The 17690-nt window shown below is 73.3% G+C and carries 16 protein-coding genes; 10 read left to right on the top strand and 6 right to left on the bottom strand.

Annotated features, from left to right (window positions below; all coding sequences use genetic code 11):
• Nucleotides 1-144: 144 nt before the first annotated feature.
• Nucleotides 145-1776, bottom strand: coding sequence for an amidohydrolase (locus AB0E07_RS17235; protein ID WP_362251878.1), 1632 nt, complete (start codon nucleotides 1774-1776; stop codon nucleotides 145-147).
• A gap of 10 nt (nucleotides 1777-1786) precedes the next feature.
• Nucleotides 1787-3283, bottom strand: a complete 1497-nt coding sequence (locus AB0E07_RS17230; RefSeq protein ID WP_362251875.1) for an APC family permease — start codon at nucleotides 3281-3283, stop codon at nucleotides 1787-1789.
• Nucleotides 3284-3415: 132 nt separating this feature from the next.
• On the opposite strand from AB0E07_RS17230, the gene AB0E07_RS17225 reads away from it, so the two are divergent.
• The 3 genes from AB0E07_RS17225 (at nucleotide 3416) to AB0E07_RS17215 (ending at nucleotide 5144) form a co-directional block, all read left to right on the top strand.
• Entirely contained in the window at nucleotides 3416-4129 is a 714-nt protein-coding gene (locus tag AB0E07_RS17225) for a helix-turn-helix domain-containing protein (protein ID WP_362251872.1), read from the top strand.
• A gap of 80 nt (nucleotides 4130-4209) precedes the next feature.
• Entirely contained in the window at nucleotides 4210-4674 is a 465-nt protein-coding gene (locus AB0E07_RS17220) for a pyridoxamine 5'-phosphate oxidase family protein (protein WP_362251868.1), read from the top strand.
• A 77-nt stretch (nucleotides 4675-4751) separates the two neighbouring features.
• Nucleotides 4752-5144, top strand: a complete 393-nt coding sequence (locus AB0E07_RS17215) for a VOC family protein (protein WP_362251865.1) — start codon at nucleotides 4752-4754, stop codon at nucleotides 5142-5144.
• Nucleotides 5145-5247: 103 nt separating this feature from the next.
• Here AB0E07_RS17215 and AB0E07_RS17210 read toward each other — a convergent pair whose 3' ends face one another.
• Nucleotides 5248-5520, bottom strand: a complete 273-nt coding sequence (locus AB0E07_RS17210; protein WP_362251932.1) for a DUF4235 domain-containing protein — start codon at nucleotides 5518-5520, stop codon at nucleotides 5248-5250.
• Nucleotides 5521-5832: 312 nt separating this feature from the next.
• Nucleotides 5833-6282 (bottom strand): nitroreductase family deazaflavin-dependent oxidoreductase, encoded by a 450-nt coding sequence (locus AB0E07_RS17205; protein ID WP_362251862.1) that lies wholly within the window; start codon nucleotides 6280-6282, stop codon nucleotides 5833-5835.
• Between the two features lie 134 nt (nucleotides 6283-6416).
• On the opposite strand from AB0E07_RS17205, the gene AB0E07_RS17200 reads away from it, so the two are divergent.
• The 6 genes from AB0E07_RS17200 to AB0E07_RS17175 all read left to right on the top strand — a co-directional run bounded on the left by AB0E07_RS17200 (nucleotide 6417) and on the right by AB0E07_RS17175 (nucleotide 11991).
• Nucleotides 6417-6950, top strand: a complete 534-nt coding sequence (locus tag AB0E07_RS17200; protein WP_362251860.1) for a flavoprotein — start codon at nucleotides 6417-6419, stop codon at nucleotides 6948-6950.
• A gap of 104 nt (nucleotides 6951-7054) precedes the next feature.
• Nucleotides 7055-7330: a hypothetical protein gene (locus AB0E07_RS17195; protein ID WP_362251858.1), complete on the top strand. Its 276-nt coding sequence runs from the start codon at nucleotides 7055-7057 to the stop codon at nucleotides 7328-7330.
• Nucleotides 7331-7341: 11 nt separating this feature from the next.
• Nucleotides 7342-7875: a hypothetical protein gene (locus AB0E07_RS17190; protein WP_362251855.1), complete on the top strand. Its 534-nt coding sequence runs from the start codon at nucleotides 7342-7344 to the stop codon at nucleotides 7873-7875.
• An 87-nt stretch (nucleotides 7876-7962) separates the two neighbouring features.
• Nucleotides 7963-8880 (top strand): PfkB family carbohydrate kinase, encoded by a 918-nt coding sequence (locus AB0E07_RS17185; RefSeq protein WP_362251852.1) that lies wholly within the window; start codon nucleotides 7963-7965, stop codon nucleotides 8878-8880.
• A 56-nt stretch (nucleotides 8881-8936) separates the two neighbouring features.
• On the top strand, nucleotides 8937-9905 hold the full coding sequence (locus AB0E07_RS17180; protein WP_362251849.1) for an aldo/keto reductase: 969 nt from the start codon (nucleotides 8937-8939) through the stop codon (nucleotides 9903-9905).
• A 313-nt stretch (nucleotides 9906-10218) separates the two neighbouring features.
• A complete protein-coding gene (locus AB0E07_RS17175; RefSeq protein ID WP_362251846.1) occupies nucleotides 10219-11991 on the top strand; it encodes a ricin-type beta-trefoil lectin domain protein in 1773 nt (590 codons plus the stop codon).
• 39 nt (nucleotides 11992-12030) lie between these two features.
• On the opposite strand, the gene AB0E07_RS17170 is transcribed toward AB0E07_RS17175, so the two are convergent.
• Both AB0E07_RS17170 and AB0E07_RS17165 read right to left on the bottom strand, forming a co-directional pair.
• A complete protein-coding gene (locus AB0E07_RS17170) occupies nucleotides 12031-12657 on the bottom strand; it encodes a DUF4232 domain-containing protein (protein ID WP_362251843.1) in 627 nt (208 codons plus the stop codon).
• Between the two features lie 86 nt (nucleotides 12658-12743).
• Complete coding sequence (locus tag AB0E07_RS17165; RefSeq protein ID WP_362251840.1) at nucleotides 12744-15119, bottom strand: SpoIIE family protein phosphatase; 2376 nt, start codon at nucleotides 15117-15119, stop codon at nucleotides 12744-12746.
• Nucleotides 15120-15425: 306 nt separating this feature from the next.
• Between AB0E07_RS17165 and AB0E07_RS17160 the strand changes: the two genes are divergently transcribed.
• A complete protein-coding gene (locus AB0E07_RS17160; protein WP_362251837.1) occupies nucleotides 15426-17669 on the top strand; it encodes a glycoside hydrolase family 9 protein in 2244 nt (747 codons plus the stop codon).
• The last annotated feature ends 21 nt before the right edge of the window (nucleotides 17670-17690 follow it).

The raw sequence follows: 17690 nt of genomic DNA, 5'->3' as shown, positions 1-17690 counted from the left end.
CCCGGCCCTGCGGCGGGCGGCCGTACGACCGCCCGCTCCATCGAACTCGCGTTCCCGATGCGTCAGTTGAATCGAGAAGCGGAACGAGACTGCCCAGAGCGTAAATGATCTACACCGTGACCCGGCCGTGATCTCCGTTACTGCTCAACCCAGTTGAGCTGCGTATACTCGCCCGCCCCCCACGAAGGTCTGTGTCACCCGGGTCGTCGCGATCTCCTCGGCGGAACCGGCGAAGGGATCCCGGTCCAGCACCACCAGGTCGGCCAGCGCGCCCACTGTGATCCGGCCGGTGTCGTCCAGGTGGTTCACATAGGCGGATCCGGCCGTGTAGGCCGTCAACGCGGCCTCCAGGCCGATGCGTTCCTCCGGCAGGAACACCGGGCCCGATCCGCCCGGGGTCACCCGGTTCACCGCCACATGGATGCCCTCCAGCGGATCGGGGCTGCTCACCGGCCAGTCGCTGCCCGCCGCGAGCCGGGCGCCGGAGCGCAGCAGCGCGCCGAACGGGTACTGCCATCCGGCCCGTTCGGCTCCGAGGAAGGGGATGGTCAGCTCGTCCATCTGCGGTTCGTGCGCGGCCCACAGCGGCTGCATGTTCGCCGTCGCGCCGAGCCGGGCGAAGCGGGGCACGTCGTCGGGGTGGACCACCTGGAGGTGGGCCAGGTGCGGCCGGGTGTCGCTCGGACCGTTCGCCGCCCGCGCCGCCTCGACGGCGTCCAGCGCGTCACGCACCGCCCGGTCGCCCAGCGAGTGGAAGTGGCACTGGAAGCCGAGGGCGTCCAGCTCGGTGACGTACTTGGGCAGTTGCCCGGGATCGACGAAGCTGGTGCCCCGGTTGGCGGTGGCGCAGCCGCAGCCGTCCAGGTACGGATCCAGCAGCGCGGCCGTTCCGTTCTCCGCGACTCCGTCCAGCATCAGCTTGATGGTGCTGGCGCTGAACCGGCCCCGGCTCAACGCCGCCCGGCGCTCGACGAGTTCGGGGATCTGCTCGGCGCCCCGCCCGCGGTCCCACCACAGCGCTCCGACCACCCGGGCGGTCAGCGCACCGGCGTCGACGGCGGCGAGATACGCCTCGGCCGGGTCGTCCATCCCCAGGAAGTCCCCGACCAGCGCGTCCTGCCAGGCGGTGATGCCCAGCGAGTGCAGATGACGCTGGGCGTGCAGCAGGGCGGCGAGCCGGTCCTCGGGTGTGGCCGGGGGAGTCAGCCGCCCGACGAACTGCATCGCGCCCTCCTGGAGCGTCCCGCTGGGTTCCCCGTGCGCGTCACGCTCGATCCGCCCGTCGGCCGGGTCGGGGGTGTCGCGGGTGATCCCGGCGAGTTCCAGGGCCCGGCTGTTGACCCAGGCGCCGTGGTGGTCGCGGTTGGGCAGGTACACCGGCCGGTCCGGCACGGCCGCGTCCAGCAGTTCCTTGGTCGGGGTGCCGCCCTCGAACGCCTCCATGGACCAGCCGCCGCCGGTGATCCACTCCCGTTCGGGGTGCGCCTCGGCGTACGCGCGGACCGCGGCGACGGACTCGGCCGCCGTCCTGGCCCCGGTCAGATCGCACTGGGTCATCTCCAGCCCGGCCGGGACCGGATGGACGTGGGCGTCCTGGAATCCGGGCACCAGCAGCCGGCCGGCGAGGTCGACCACCTCGGTGCGGGGCCCGGCGAGGTCCCGGACCTCGTCGTGGCCCACGGCGGTGATCCGGTCGCCGGTGACGGCGACGGCGGTGGCGGTGCGGCCCTCGGGGGTGAGGACGGGGCCGCCGGTGAAGAGCAGGTCTGCGTGCATGGTTCCGTTCCTAGTGGGGGGTCGTGGGGATCAGGTGCGGTGCCTCGGCGTCGGTGCCCCGGCCGGTGCGGAAGTACGGCGACCTGCGCACCCAGCGGGCGTAGGCGGCGGCCAGGAAGCCGGACGCGATCATCGCCAGGGGAGTGGCCAGCAGGAACCAACCGTTGTCGGCGCTCACCTCGAAGTGGTCGGCCGAGGTGTAGAAGGACCAGCCGAGATAGCCGCCGAGGCCGAGCAGGGACAGGGCGCTCAGTGTGGGCAGGACCACCGCCCGCACACCCTGCCGCCAGTCCTCGCGCAGCAGGGACCGGAAGCGGACGGCGGCCGCGAGCGCGGTCAGCGCGTAGGACAGGGCGACGATGATGCCCACCGCGGTCACCGTCGCCATGATCAGATCGGCGAGCCGGGGGATCACCAGGGACAGCGCGGCGACCGCCGCCGCGAGCGCGCCGATCAGCAGCGTCCCGGCGGCCGGGGTCCCGAACCGCGGGCTGACCCTGGACCACACCGGCCCGAGCGTACGGTCCCGGCTCATCGCGAACATGCCGCGCGCCGCCGGGATGACCCCGGCCTGGAGGGAGGCGACCGCCGAGAACATCAGCGCCACCAGGGGCAGCACCGCGAGCGGCTGCGAGGCCAGCCGCTCCCCGAAGTAGGCGAGTCCCTCGGCGCCGTGGCCGGCCAGTTCCTCCTCGGACAGCACGCGCTGGAAGGCGATCGAGCCGAGCAGGAACATCCCCAGCATCGTGCACAGGGTGATGAAGCCGGCCCGGGACGCGTCACGCGGGTCGCGCACCTCCTCGTTGACGCTGAACGCGGCCTCGAAGCCCCAGTAACAGAACACCGACAGCAGCAGGCCCTGGGCGAGAGCCGTCGGGGACGGGATGTCGAAGGGGTTGAACCAGCTCAGGCTGAAGTCGTGCGGTCCGGTGACGATGCCGTACCCGCAGAAGCCGAGCAGTACCGCGTACTCGAAGATCAGCAGCCAGCCCTGGAGGCGGGCCGCCTTGCGGATGCCGGTGACCGCCGTGAGCGTGACCGCGGCCAGCACCACCACGCCCACCGCGGTGGTCTGGGCCGTCGAACCCGGGTCCAGGTCCAGTCCGCCCACCCGGTGCACCCCGGCGTCCCCGGCCAGCTGGATCAGGGCCGAGCCGGTGATCGCCGTGGTGTAGGCGAGGAAGGCCACCGTCGCCACGATGCTCACCCAGCCGACCATGAAGCCCAGCCAGGGAGTGAGCGAACGGCCCACCCAGACATAGCCGTTGCCCGCGTTGGGCTCGACCCGGTTGAGCCGGGCGAAGGCGCCCGCGATGCCCAGCACCGGCAGGAACGCCAGCAGCATGATGGCCGGCAGATGCAGGCCCACCACCCCGGCGGTGACCCCGAGGCCGATGCCGATGCTGGTGGTGGCCGCCGTACTGGAGGCGGCGATGGCGACGCCGTCGAGGACGCCGAGGGACTTGCGCAGCACGGGTGGGTCCACGGCTGGAGGAGTGAGGGTCATGGCGGGCTCCGCTCGCACCAGGGGGCCTGGTCGGCCCCGGTGACCGCACATGAAACTGCTCGCGCGCTTCACAGGTCAACGGTGTTGTCATAAGATGGCCGCGCAGCGCCGCACCGCGTCCGGGGAGGAACCATGAGCGACCGTGTCGTCCCCGCCGCCGACCGGCGCCGCAGGCGACCCACCAAACAGGGCGTGGTGCTGTCCGAGGAGCTGATCGTCGCGACCGCGCTGCGGCTGATCGAGGAACACGGCGCCGAGGCCCTGTCCGTGCGCCGCCTCGGCCGTGCCCTCGGTGCCGACCCCAGCTCCCTGTACCGCTACTTCCGGCACACCGACGATCTGATGCTGGCCGTCGCCGACGAGCTGATCGGCCGGACCCTGCGCACCTGGCGGCCCACCGGCGACTGGCGCGCCGACCTGCGCGACCTGGGTCTGCGGATGCACGCGGGCGCGCTCGCGCGGCCCAGGGCCGCCGTGCTCAGCGCCTTCCGGGTCACCGGCCGGGAGCACGAGATCCAGGCCGTGGAGACCATCCTCGGCGTGCTGCGCGATGCCGGTTTCCCCGACGCCGAGGCGGTCCGCGTCTACCACGCCTTCGTCGACCAGTCCCTCGCCTTCGGCGCCCTGGACTCGGCGAGCACCGCCCTGCCGCGCGCCGCGCAGGACGCCGAGCGCGCCGTATGGCAGGCGACGTACGCCCGGCTGCCCGCCGACACCCACCCGAACATCGCGGCGACCGCCCGCCACCTGGTCGCCGACATGCCGCGCAGCTCCTACCCGGCGGCGCTGGACCTGCTGCTCGCCGCCGCCGCGGCACGGCTGGCGGAAATCCGCGGACACGCCTGAACGGGCGCTGCCAGACTGACGCCGTCGAGCGTCGCCGCACCGGCGCCCGCCGACCGATTCCCGCCAGGAGGCTGTCCCGGATGACCCCGCCGCCCGCCCGATCCCCGAAGCAGCGCAAGCTCGACACCCTGCACCGGCTGGAGCACGACGAGGACCTGTGGGTCGCCACCGCCGGCGTCGACGGCGCGCAGCCCCATCTGGTGCCCCTGTCCTTCCTCTGGGACGGCGAGACGCTGCTCCTGTCGACCCCGGCCACCAGCCCCACCGGCCGCAACCTCCGGGAGACCGGCACGGTACGGCTCGGCCTCGGGCCGACCCGGGACGTGGTGATGGTCGAGGGGACCGTGGAGACGCTGACCGCGGACGCGCTCCGGGACGGCGAGGGGGACCGGTTCGCCGGGCGGACCGGCTTCGACCCGCGGGACCTCGGTACGCGCTACCTGTACTTCCGGGTGCGGCCGCGGCGGATCCAGGCCTGGCGCGAGGCCGACGAACTGGACGGGCGGACCCTGATGCGCGAAGGAGTGTGGCTGGTCGCGGACTGATTCCGCCGCACCGGGCAATCCGACGGTCAGGGCGGCGGGGCGGTCCGGCTCCGCGCACGCGACCGTACGGAGGAGACATGTCACTGGTGAAGGCGGGCGTCCTGGTCCTGGACTGCGCCGAACCCGAGAAACTCGCGGTGTTCTACACGGAACTGCTGGACGCCGAGCAGACGGACGTCGGCGCCAACCGGGTGGAGATCCGGGGGGCCGACGGCACCCGGCTGGCCTTCCGCCGCGACGCGAACGCGACCCCGCCGAGCTGGCCCCGGCCGGAGAACTCCTTCCAGGTCCACCTGGAGTTCGTGGTGGAGGACCTGGACGAGACCGAACTGCGGGTGGTGGGGCTCGGCGGGCGCCCGCTGGAGACCAAGGACGCGGCGAGCCCCTTCGAGGAACGCGGCTACTCCGACCCCTCGGGCCACTCGTTCACCCTGCGCTGCGCGCCGTCCCTCGCGCCGAAGCAGGGCTGACCCCGGTCCGTACCGCCGCCCCGGGCCGGGGCGGGTGCCCGCCCCCCCCCGCACCCGGACGGGTGCCGGGGGCGGGCCGCGAAGCCCGTAGGCCCCACACGCCCTAGGCGGACACCGCCTTCTTGGCGTCCTTCATGCTGTCGGAGGGCCACACGCCCGTGGACCGCTCGACGGCCTTCGCGCCGGTGCGGTTCACGGCGCTGCGGACCACCGCGAAGATGGCGCCCTGGAGCGCCGCGGCCAGCAGCACCTCGCCCCAGCCGCGGTCCTTGTCCAGCGGATCGGGTGCGTCGTCCTCGTGCCGGATCGCCTTCCACGTCGCCTGGAACGCGAAGCCGGCGAGCGTGCCGCCCAGCCAGCCGATCGCGAACCCCATCGGCTTGTAGGCGAGGGGGAGCTTGAGCTTCTGCGGCTTCTTGCCCACGGTCTGCCTCCTGTGTGGTCGGGGCGGGCCCGTACCGGAGTCCCGGCCGCCCAGCCTCTCGCGGCCCCGTCGGATCCGCCAGGCGGACCGCGTACGGGCCGAGGAGGTCACCGTACGGACCGCGCGGCCGGACCGTCGCCCACACCGCGTCGTACGGGAAGGGGGAACCCCGCCGCGACGGGGGAACGCGGCGGGGCCTGACGCTCGGGTGCCCGGCGTACCGGTCTTCATGCGCCACCCGTGCAAGATCTTTTCGTGGGGGTGTCAGTCGCCCTCGACCGGCTCCAGCACGAAGACCGGGATCTCCCGGCTGGTCTTCTCCTGGTACTGGGCGTACGGCGGGAACGCGGCGACCGCCCGCTCCCACCAGGCGGCCTTCTCCGCGCCCGTGACCTCGCGCGCGGTCATGTCCCACTTGCGCGGGCCGTCCTGGAGCTCGACCCGCGGATCGGCCTTGACGTTGTGGTACCAGACCGGGTGCTTGGGCGCGCCGCCCTGCGAGGCGACCGCGGCGTAGCTGCCCCCGTGCTCCACGCGCATCAGCGGGGTCTTGCGGATCTTGCCGCTCCGGGCGCCCAGCGTGGTCAGCACGATCACCGGCAGCCCGGTGTCCCGCAGGGTGGTGCCCTTGGTGCCGCCGGAGCCCTCGTACAGCTCCACCTGGTCGCGCACCCACTGCTCCGGGCTGGGTTCGTACTCGCCCTCAAGAGGCATGTCATCGGTCCCGTCGTCGTGTGTCCTTGCCTGCCACCCCATTCAACACAGATGCGTGCGCGTTTCATCCGTCGCTTGAGCGATCTGGCCGAACAGGGCGTCACTCCGACGGGTGGGTTGACTAGGGTCTCCGGATGATCGAACCGTCCCGCACGCCCTTCCTCTACGTCGTCGTCTGCGCCGCCGGGATCGCCTCCGGGGTCGGTGAACTCGTCGCCGCCGCGCGGCAACGGGACTGGGAGGTCGGCGTGATCGCGACTCCCGTCGCGATGAACGGCTTCTTCGACACGGAGGCCGTGGCGGCGCTCGCCGGCCGCCCGATCCGCTCCGCCTGGCGCACCCCGGCCGACCCCCGGCCCTTCCCTCCGCCGGACGCCGTCGTGGTCGCGCCCGCCACCTTCAACACCGTCAACAAGTGGGCGGCGGGCCTGGCCGACACGCTCGCCGTGGCCACCCTCTGCGAGGCGCCCGGCCTCGGTGTCCCGGTGGTGGCCCTGCCCTGCGTGGCGGACGCGCTCGCCGCCCACCCCGCGTACCGGGAGAGCCTGACCCGCCTGCGCGCCATGGGCGTCCGCTTCGGCGAGCCGTACACCGGGGAACCCCGACCCGACGGCACGCGCCCGGAGTTCGGCTGGCGACGCGCCCTGGACCTGCTGACCACCCCGTGAACCCTCGGGGCGGTGACCCTCTTGCGGACTCTCAACTTCCGTATCCGCAGCCCTCTTTGCAGGCGTGTGCCTAGATGGCGCGGGTAATCGGGAGATCCGGTCCGATGGAGAGGAGTGAGGCCGTGCAGCCGCAGGAGAACTCGGGGTCCGACATGAGCACGCTGCCGCCCGGCACCCGTCAGCGCGAGCAACTGCGCGGAAGGTTCGCCGACATCGCGTGGACCGCCCTGTGCGTCGTACTGGCCCTGTGGGCCGTGGTCAGCTCGGTCGGAACGGCGCGCGGGACGACGGCCTGGGCGTACAGCGCGGTCGCCTGGATCCTGCTGGCGATCGCCGGCGCCACGGTGTACGCCGGCCACCGGCGCAGGACCCGGATCTGAGGGGGAGGGCCATGCAACGGGTCAACTCCTTCCTCGCACGGCACCTGTGGGCGCAGTTCGCCCTGTCCGTCCTGGCCGCCGCCGCGCTGATCACGCTGCTGTATCCGGGGCGTTCGTTCCTGTCGGTGGTGCTGCGCACCGCCGTCCTGTCCGTCGGCGGCATCTGCGTCCTCCTGGCCGTGCGCCGCAAGGAGAAGCGGGCCGCGGGCGGCCGGACGGACGACCTGGTGTCACTGGAGAGGCACCTGCGCACCGGCGAGCCCCCCGCGGACGCCCGGGGGCGGGCCGCCATGAGCGACCTGGTCGAGCAGCGGCTGCACCGGACCCGGCACCGAGGGGCCGCCCTGGTCTTCCTGGCGGTGCTCTTCACCTCGGTCACCGTACTCACGGGCCTCACCGCGGGACCGCGGCAGACCATCGGCATGGCCGCGCTGACCGTGGTCTTCATGGGGTGGATGCTCCACCAGAGCCGCACGCAGAACCGCCGGCTGCGCGCCATGCGCGCGGCGCTGCGGAGCGAGTCGCCGGACGCCGCCCGCCGCTGACACAACTTGCCGCAAATTTCTGCAAGTTCTTGCGGTCCCGGTCGTGGGCTGTTTGACTCACGGTGCCGAGCCGAGAGGAACGACACCGTGAGCACCGAGACCGACGTCCTCGTCCTGGGTGGTGCGGGCGTGGACACCATCGTCCACGTCCCCGAACTGCCCCTGCCGTACGCCGACAGCTACATGATCAGGCCCGGCATCACCACCCGCGCCGGACAGAGCGGGGACTTCGTCGCGCTCGGCCTCAACGCGCTGGGGCTGCGCACCCACCACCTGGACATGCTCGGTGACGACCCGGAGGGCGACCTGGTCCGCGCCCTCCACCGCGAACACGGCGTCCCGTTGACCGCCGTGCCGCAGCCCGCCGGCACCAAGCGCGCCGTCAACCTGGTCGGCATCGACGGCCGCAGGCTCTCGCTCTACGACGACACGCGCTCCCGGGCGGAGGACCGCTTCCCGGAGGAGACCCTGCGCACCCTGGCCGCCGCCGCGCGGCACGCGCACGTCGTCATCACCCACCCCTGCGCCGAGGCGCTGTCCCTGCTCCGGGAGGCCGGTCCCACCCTCTCCACCGACCTGCACAACTGGGACGGCGCCAACCCCTATCACGAGCCCTTCGCGCTCGCCGCGGACGTGGTCTTCCTGTCGACCACCGCCCTGACCGACCACGAGCGCACCATGCGCGACATCGCCGGGCGCGGCCGGGCCGTCGCCGTCGTCGCCACCGCCGGGGCCGAGGGCGCCTTCCTGCTCACCGACGGCACGCTCACCCACGTTCCCGCCGTCCCCCCGCCCGCCCCCGTCGTCGACTCCAACGGCGCGGGCGACGCCTTCGCCGCGGCCTTCCTGCTCGGCTGGCTGAACGGCGAGGACCCGGCCCGCTGCGCCCTGTACGGCTCCGTCGCCGGCGCCCACGCCTGCACCGTGCCGTCCACCCGCGCCGAGGCCATCGGCCGCGCTGCACTCCTCGCCCGGGCCGCCGAGGCGGTCGGCGACCCGGTCTGACCCCTCGGGCCCGTACGCTCCTGCTGGTACCGACCTCGACGGCAGGAGCGGCAACGATGCAGTACGTGAAGCTCGGTTCGACGGGCCTGGACGTCTCGCGGATCTGTCTGGGCTGCATGACCTACGGGCTGCCCGACCGGGGCACGCATGCCTGGACGCTCGACGAGGAGGCGTCCCGCCCGCTGATCCGGCGGGCGCTGGAAGCGGGCGTCACCTTCTTCGACACCGCCAACGTCTACTCCGACGGCACCAGCGAGGAGATCGTCGGACGGGCGCTCGCCGACTTCGCCCGGCGCGACGAGATCGTGCTCGCCACCAAGGTGCACGGCCGGATGCGGCCGGGACCCAACGGCGGCGGCCTCTCCCGCAAGGCGATCATGGCGGAGATCGACCACAGCCTCGCCCGCCTCGGCACCGACCACGTCGACCTCTACCAGATCCACCGCTTCGACCCGCACACCCCCGTCGAGGAGACGATGGAGGCCCTGCACGACCTGGTGAAGGCCGGCAAGGTCCGCTATCTCGGGGCGAGTTCGATGTACGCCTGGCAGTTCTCCAAGATGCAGTACACCGCCGAACGGCACGGCTGGACCATGTTCGTCTCCATGCAGAACCACTACAACCTCCTGTACCGGGAGGAGGAACGGGAGATGCTGCCCCTCTGCGCCGACCAGGGCGTGGGGGTGCTGCCCTGGAGTCCGCTGGCCCGGGGCCGGCTGACCCGCGACTGGGACACCGTCACCGAACGCAGCGCGGGCGACGACTTCGGCAGCCGTCTGTACCGCGAGGGCGACCGCGCCGTCGTGGAGGCCGTGACCCGGGTCGCGGACGACCGGGGCGTCCCGCGGGCCCAAGTCGCCCTGGCCTGGCTGCTCGGGCGGAACACCGTGACGGCCCCGATCGTCGGCGCGGCCCGGCCGGAGCACATCGAGGACGCGGCGGCGGCCACCGAACTGACCCTGAGCGAGAAGGAGATGGAGGAGTTGGAACGGCCCTATACGGCACGGGAGATCGTCGGCCACTGACCGGCGCCGCCCCGACGCGGAATCCCCTCCCCGGGAGGGGATTCAATTCAACCGAGTGTTTACGTCGAGGCTTTATTGACACAAGTTCAATTCGACGGGGCGCACGCTCCCGGTACAAAACGGATGGAGCACTTGTTCCCCACGGCTGACCTGTGCAAAGGTGTGTCGCTCCCTTGCGCCGCACGCCTCGAAAGGGCCGCGTCCGGAGCATACCCCTTGGTATGGACCATCAATACCGCATGCCCTCCGGAGGAATGCCGCCGTGCATGACGCAGGCTCGCCGAATTCCGCGGGAAGCGCCCAGCCCCTTGAATTGACCGACGCTCAACTGAGCGCCGAACTCAAGAACTGGACGGGGGCCTCCCCCGCGCTCCAGCCCGTGGGGGAACTCCTCGACCGGCACTGGGCCGCGGGCTTCGCCTACGCGCGGCTGTGCACCAGCAGCGCCCGCGCCGCCGGCATGCTCACCACGGCCGCGTTCACCCGCCTCTTCGGGCAGACGCTGCGGCAGACCGGCCCGACCGCCGCCTGGCGCCCCCAACTCCTCGTCACCGTACGGCGCGTGGCGGGGGAGTGGGACACCGACCAGCGGCGTGACCTCCTCCACCCCGACCTGCGGTCCGACGAACTCGGCGGCGACCGCGCCGCCGCCCGGCTGCTGACCCCGGACCACCGCCGGCTGCTGTCCGACGCCTTCGAGCGGCTCCCGCAGTCGGCCCGCTGCCTGCTGTGGCACACCGAGGTCGAGGCCGAACCGCTCCGGACACCGGCGGGCCTGCTGGGCCTGGACGAGGCGGGTGCCCTGACCGAACTCGGCCGCGCCCGCGACCGGTTGCGCGAGGAATGCCTCCAGGTCCACCGCGAACTCGCACCCGACCAGGAGTGCCGGCGCTACGTGCGCCTGCTCGACGTCACCTACCGCCGCGGCGGAGTCGGGGTGGACCCCGACCTCAGCGCCCATCTGGACGGCTGCCCGCACTGCCGGTCCACCGCCGACCAACTGGACGGCTTCAACCGCGGCCTCGGCCCCGCCCTCGCCGAGGCCGTGCTCGGCTGGGGAGCCTCGGAGTACCTGGAATCCCGGGCGCTGAGCGCGGACGACACGAGCGCCCCGGCCGGGGCGGTGCCCGCCGTCGCGGAGGCGATACCGGTGTCGGGGGAGGACTTCGGCGCCGACGGGGTGAGCCCCGAACCCCCGCCCGCCCCGCGGCCCCCGTGCAGCCGGATGGGCCGCAAGGCCGCCCGCCGCGCCCTGCGCCGCCGCAACCTCGCGGTCGCCGTCGTCGCCGTGAGCGCCCTGGTCCTGGTGCCGCTGGTGCTGTGGTCCGCGCTGGGTTCGGAAGGCGGTGAGGGAGGGGCCGACGCGGGCCGGGACACCGAGGCGGTCGGCGCGGCCGACGCCACGCCGACGGCCGGCCCCTCCTGGGCGGGGGCCGAGGAGGCCGCCCAGGGCACCCTGACCGGACGGCTGCACAACCTCGCCTCCGGACTGTGCGTCGCGGTCGTCGGCGGCAAGGTCGTCGCGGGCGCCGAGACCGCGCTGACGGACTGCTCCGCCCAGGCCGGGCAGCAGTGGGTGTACGAGACCGACGGCCGGCTGCGCAGCGCGGCCGAGCCCGACCTGTGCCTGGACTCCCGCCTCGGCTACTCGGTGCGGCTCGGCGCCTGCACCGAGACCAGGAAGGTCCGCTACGACTTCACCCTACAGGGCGCCCTGGTGCCCCGCTGGAACCAGGAACTGGCCCTGACACCGGCCGCCACCGACGGCTCCGGCGCCCTCGTCCTGAAGACCCGCAAGGACGACGGCGCGCAGCGCTGGGTCATCGACTCCTCCGAGCCCGAACTCCAGATGGCGGCCGTCAACTGGGACGCGCCCCGGACCGCGCCCGCGTCACCCAAGGCCGGGTCCGAACCCGCCGCGACCCCCTCCAAGACCCCGAAGGCGAGCGCCTCCCCGTCCCCGTCGCCCACCCCGACGCCCTCGGCCACGGACACCTGCGCCGCGGACCCCTACGACTGCTCCTGGGGGGACGACGAGCACGACGGGGGCGGCTGGGGCGGCGGCCACGGCGACGGACGGAACTGAACCCCACGGGGTGAACCCCAAGGGGCCCGGCAGGGGGCCTCAGGGGCCGGAGCCGGGCGCGAACACCGTCAGCCTCACGGAGGACGCGGTGCCGGAGACCGGTACCGCGCCACCCTTCCACGCCACCTCGATCGGCTCCCGCTCGTCCGGCGGGGTCACCAGCAGCGCCGCCGGACGCGCGGTGCGCGCCCCGCTGACCTCCGGACTGGAGTAGGACAGCCCCGCCCAGGCGCTGTCGCCGGGCTCCAGCGTCACCCGGGTCGGCGTGTCGGGGGAGCGGACCGGGTCGGTGCCGAGCCGGTCGCCGTCCGAGTCCACGAAGGCGGCGCCCGGATGGCCGTACACCGCGCAGGTGCGCGCGGAGGCGTTGGTCAGGACGATCGGGAAGTTGCGCTGCCCCGCGCCGGGGTCCACCCCGCCGACCTCGGCGCGCAGTTCCGCGGTCCGGCAGCGGGACGGGCCGCTCCCGGCGCCGGCGGCCGAGGGCGAGGGCGACGGCTCGGGGGCGGTGGCCTCGGGGGCGGACGGCGACGGCGTGGTGGCGGTGGTGCCCCCGGACGCGGGGCCGTCGGACGCGGGGCCGCCGCAGGCGGTGAGCGCCCCGAGCAGGGCGAGCACGCTCGCCGACAGGGCGGTTCGGGGCAGGCTCCTCGGCCTGTGCGCCATGTTCGCCACGCTCCCGGAAGGTCGTCTGCGCTCCCCGGTCGGGTATCCGTCACTCGCGGGGGGAAACCCGGGAGGCGTACGTCCGTTCAGAGTTCCTCGAGGAGTGCCAGCTCGGCCCAGATGGTCTTGCCCTGCGGGGTGTGCCGGCTGCCCCAGCGCTGGGTGAGCTGGGCGACCAGCAGCAGGCCCCGGCCGCCCTCGTCCCAGGTCTTCGCCCGGCGCAGATGGGGAGCCGTGTGGCTGGAGTCGGACACCTCGCAGATCAGGGTGACCGCGTCATGGATCAGCCGCAGCCGGATGGGCTGCGAGCCGTACCGGATGGCGTTGGTGACCAGTTCGCTCACCACCAGTTCCGCCGTGAACGAGGAGTCGCTGAGGTCCCAGGCCGCGAGCTGTTCCACGACCTGCTTGCGGATGGGCGCGACCAGCGCCGGATCGGCCGGGATGTCCCAGGTGGCGACCTGGGCGGCGGCCAGACCCCGGGTACGGGCCAGCAGCAGCGCCACGTCGTCGGCGACGCCGCCGGGCGGCAGCAGTGCGTGCAGGACCCGGTCGCAGGTCTCCTCCAGGGGGCCGGAGGCGTCTCCCAGGGCGTCCAGGAGCAGCGAGTGACCGGCGTCGGCGTCACGGTCGCGGTGCTCCAGCAGACCGTCGGTGAAGAACGCCAGCACGCTGCCCTCGGTCAGGTCCAGCTCGGCCGACTCGAAGGGCAGCCCGCCCAGACCCAGCGGCGGCCCGGCCGGCAGCTCGACCCGGCGGGGCGCACCGTCCGGCGGCACCAGCACGGGCGGCGGATGCCCGGCGCGGGCCAGCGTGCAGCGCCGCGACACCGGGTCGTACACCGCGTACAGACAGGTGGCCCCGACCTCGCCGGGGCTGCCGTCCCCGCCGGCCTCCTCGGAGAGCCGTACGACCAGGTCGTCGAGGTGGGTCAGCAGCTCGTCCGGGGCCAGGTCGATGTCGGCGAGCGTGCGTACCGCGGTGCGCAGCCGGCCCATGGTGGCCGAGGCCTGGATGCCGTGGCCGACGACGTCCCCCACGCAGAGCGCGACCCGCATGCCGGACAGCGGGATCACGTCGAACCAGTCGCCGCCCACGCCGGACCGGGCCGCCGGGAGATAGCGCGAGGCGGCGTCCACCGCGGCCGTGCGCGGCAGCTCGCGCGGCAGGAGGCTGCGCTGGAGGGCGAGCGCCGTCTCCCGCTCACGGGAGTAGCGGCGGGCGTTGTCGACGCAGACCGCGGCGCGCGCGGTGATCTCCTCGGCCAGCAGGACGTCGTCGGGGGTGAACGGGTCCGGCCGCCGGAACCGGGTGAGCACCGCGACGCCGAGCGTCAGGCCCCGGGCCCTGATCGGTACGGACATCGTGGAGTGGATGCCGTACTCCCTGACCCACTCGTCGCGCACCCGGTCCCGGTCGAGCCACTCGTCGAGGTCGCCCGAGGGCACCGAGGCGACCACGGCGCGGCCCGCCGTCAGTGAGGCGGCCTGCGGCGACCGGCCGGGGTAGAGCGCCGTGTGCCCCGGCTCGACCACCACCTCCGGGCTGCCCGGGGTCAGCGACCGCTGCGCGGCACGGCGCAGCCGGACCGGCACGGTCACCGGGGTCGGCGCGCCCGAGCTGTCCCCGTCCGGATCGAGCAGGTCGACGCTGACGAAGTCGGCGAGGGCCGGGACGCACACGTCGGCGAGTTCCTGTGCCGTCCGGGTCACGTCGAGGGTGGTGCCGATGCGCACGCTGGCCTCGTTGACCAGTTGCAGCCGCTGCCGGGAGAGGTAGTTCTCGGTGAAGTCGTGGGCGGCCACGCACACGCCCCGCACCCGTCCGTCCGCGTCGGTCACCGGGGCCATCCGGGCCAGCCAGGCGTGCGGGTGGCCCTCGCCGCCGACGTGCAGGTAGGTCTGCACGTCCCGGGCCCGGCCGGTGGCCAGCACCCCGGCCATGTTCTCCTCCAGCTCCTCGCTCTGCGCCTTGCCGCCGATCTCGGAGGCCCGCAGTCCCCGGATGCGGTCCTCGGGCAGCCCGATCACCGCGCTCATGGCGTTGTTGATCCGGCGCAGCCTGAGCCGCTCGTCGTAGACGGCGACGGCGCACGGGGACTGGGTGAGGCCGGCCGAGGCGAGCGGGTCCTCGGTGGAGGGCGGGCCGGCGGACTCCAGCGGAGTGACCACCAGCCAGTGGGCGGGGCTGTCCCCGCGTCCCGGGCGGCGGTGGGCCAGCAGCCACACCCGCACCCGGTGGCCGTCCTGGTGCCGCAGCGGGACGGTGCCGTCCCAGCGCGGGCCGTCCGGGACCGGCATCGAGCCGTCGGCCAGCAACTCGGCGGCGGGGCGGCCCACGACGTCGGCGGCCGGCCAGCCCAGCAGCAGCCGGGCGCCGGCGTTCCACTGCAGCAGGGTGCCGTGCTCGTCGATGACGGCCCGAGCCGTCGCGGCGTCGTCGATCGGGTCGTGCGGGGTCATCGTCGCCACTCCAACGCGGACACTCACAGTGACCGGTGGTCACGTGCGTTCCAGCCTAGTGCGTCCCGGCCCCCGGTGGATGGGGAACCACCTGTGCGAGCCCTCGAACAGTCAAGGTCGAAAACCGGCCGAAGTGCCACGGCCCGCCGGTCCGGGCGGGACGGGGCCGGTCGGGTGATCCCGCGGGAACCCGTCCTGTCCGGACCGTTGACGACGCGTCACAGCTGCCACAAGCATGGCCTGCGTCCGCATCTGGGAGCGCTCCCACGCGAGCGTCACCCCGCACCTCCCCCGAGGAGCCCAGACGTGAAACGACGCAGAACCGCCACGCTGTCCCTGACCGGCCTGCTCGGAGCGGCCCTGGTGGCCCTGCCGGCCCCGGTCGCGGGCGCAGACGAGGTCGAACAGGTCAGGAACGGCACCTTCGACACCACCACCGAACCGTGGTGGACGACGAGCAACGTCACCGCCGCCCTGTCCGACGGACAGCTCTGCGCCGAGGTGCCGGGCGGCACCGCCAACCGCTGGGACGCCGCCGTCGGCCAGAACGACATCACCCTGGTCGCGGGGGAGTCGTACCGCTTCTCCTTCACCGCCTCCGGCACCCCCGACGCGCACGTCGCCCGCGCGATCGTCGGCCTCCAAGTGGCCCCGTACGACACCTGGTTCGAGGTGTCACCGCAGCTCAGCGTCTCCGGGAACAGTTACTCGTACACCTTCACCTCGCCCGTCGACACCACCCAGGCCCAGGTCGGCCTCCAGGTCGGCGGCAGCGCGGACGCCTGGCGGTTCTGCATGGACGACGTCTCGCTGGTCGGCGGCGTGGAGCCCGAGCCGTACGAGCCCGACACCGGGCCACGGGTCCGCGTCAACCAGGTCGCCTACCTGCCCGCGGGGCCCAAGAACGCCACCCTCGTCACCGACGCGACCGCCCGCCTGCCCTGGCAACTGCGGCGCGCCGACGGCACGGTGGCCGCCCGCGGCTGGACCACCCCGCGCGGCACCGACGCCTCCTCCGGACAGAACGTCCACTCCATCGACTTCGGCGCCCACCGGTCCCGCGGCACCGGCCTCACCCTCGTCGCCGACGGCGAGACCAGCCGCCCCTTCGACATCGACGCGAGCGCCTACGAACGGCTGCGGCAGGACGCGGCGAAGTACTACTACACCCAGCGCAGCGGCATCGCCATCCGCGACGACCTGCGCCCCGGCTACGCCCGCCCGGCCGGCCACGTCGACGTCGCGCCCAACCAGGGCGACGGCGCGGTGCCCTGCCAACCCGGCGTCTGCGACTACACCCTCGACGTCACCGGCGGCTGGTACGACGCCGGCGACCACGGCAAGTACGTCGTCAACGGCGGTATCGCGGTCTGGGAACTGCTCAGCACCTACGAACGCGCCCTGCACGCCCGCACCGGGGACGTCCGCGCACTCGGCGACGGCACCCTCGACATCCCCGAGAGCGGCAACAAGGTGCCCGACCTCCTCGACGAGGTCCGCTGGGAGCTGGAGTTCCTGCTGAAGATGCAGGTACCGGCCGGGCAGCCGCTGGCCGGCATGGCCCACCACAAGATCCACGACGAACAGTGGACCGGGCTGCCCCTGCTGCCCAGCGACGACCCGCAGAAGCGCGAACTGCACCCGCCGTCCACCGCGGCGACCCTCAACCTCGCGGCGACCGCGGCCCAGGCGGCCCGCCTGTATCGGCCCTACGACCGGCAGTTCGCCGCGAAGGCGCTCGCCGCGGCCCGCACCGCGTGGACGGCCGCGCTCGCCCACCCCGACCGCTACGCCTCCGCGAGCGACGGCATCGGCGGCGGAACCTACGCCGACGACAACGTCACGGACGAGTTCTACTGGGCGGCGGCCGAGCTGTATCTCACCACCGGCGAGAAGGAGTTCGCCGACCGCGTCCTGAACTCCCCCGTCCACACCGCAGACATCTTCGGCCCGCTCGGCTACGACTGGGCTCGCACCGCGGCGGCCGCCCGCCTCGACCTGGCCACCGTGCCCAGCCGGCTGCCCGGCCGGGACAAGGTCCGCCAGTCCGTGACCAAGGGCGCCGACCGCTATCTGACGACTCTCAAGTCCCAGGCGTACGGCATGCCGTACGCACCCGAGGGCAACCTCTACGACTGGGGCTCCAACCACCAGATCCTGCACAACGCCGTGGTCGTCGCCACCGCCTACGACATCACCGGCGCCTCGAAGTACCGCGACGGGGCGCTCCAGAGCATGGACTACCTGTTCGGCCGGAACGCGCTGAACATCTCCTACGTGACGGGCTACGGCGAGGTCGACGCCAAGAACCAGCACGCCCGTTGGTACGCGCACCAGTTGGACCCCGGTCAGCCCAACCCGCCGGCCGGAACCCTCGCCGGCGGACCCAACTCCAGCATCCAGGACCCCTTCGCGCAGAGCAAACTCCAGGGCTGCGTGGGCCAGTTCTGCTACATCGACGACATCCAGTCCTGGTCGACCAACGAACACACCATCAACTGGAACTCCGCCCTCACCAGAATGGCGTCCTTCGTGGCCGACCAAGGGTGACCCCACGAGCCCGTTCGGGCG

The organism is Streptomyces sp. NPDC048002 (assembly GCF_040653275.1).
GTDB lineage: Bacteria > Actinomycetota > Actinomycetes > Streptomycetales > Streptomycetaceae > Streptomyces.
Note: the sequence above shows the minus strand (reverse complement) of the source record. Positions and strands in the feature narration are given on the sequence as shown.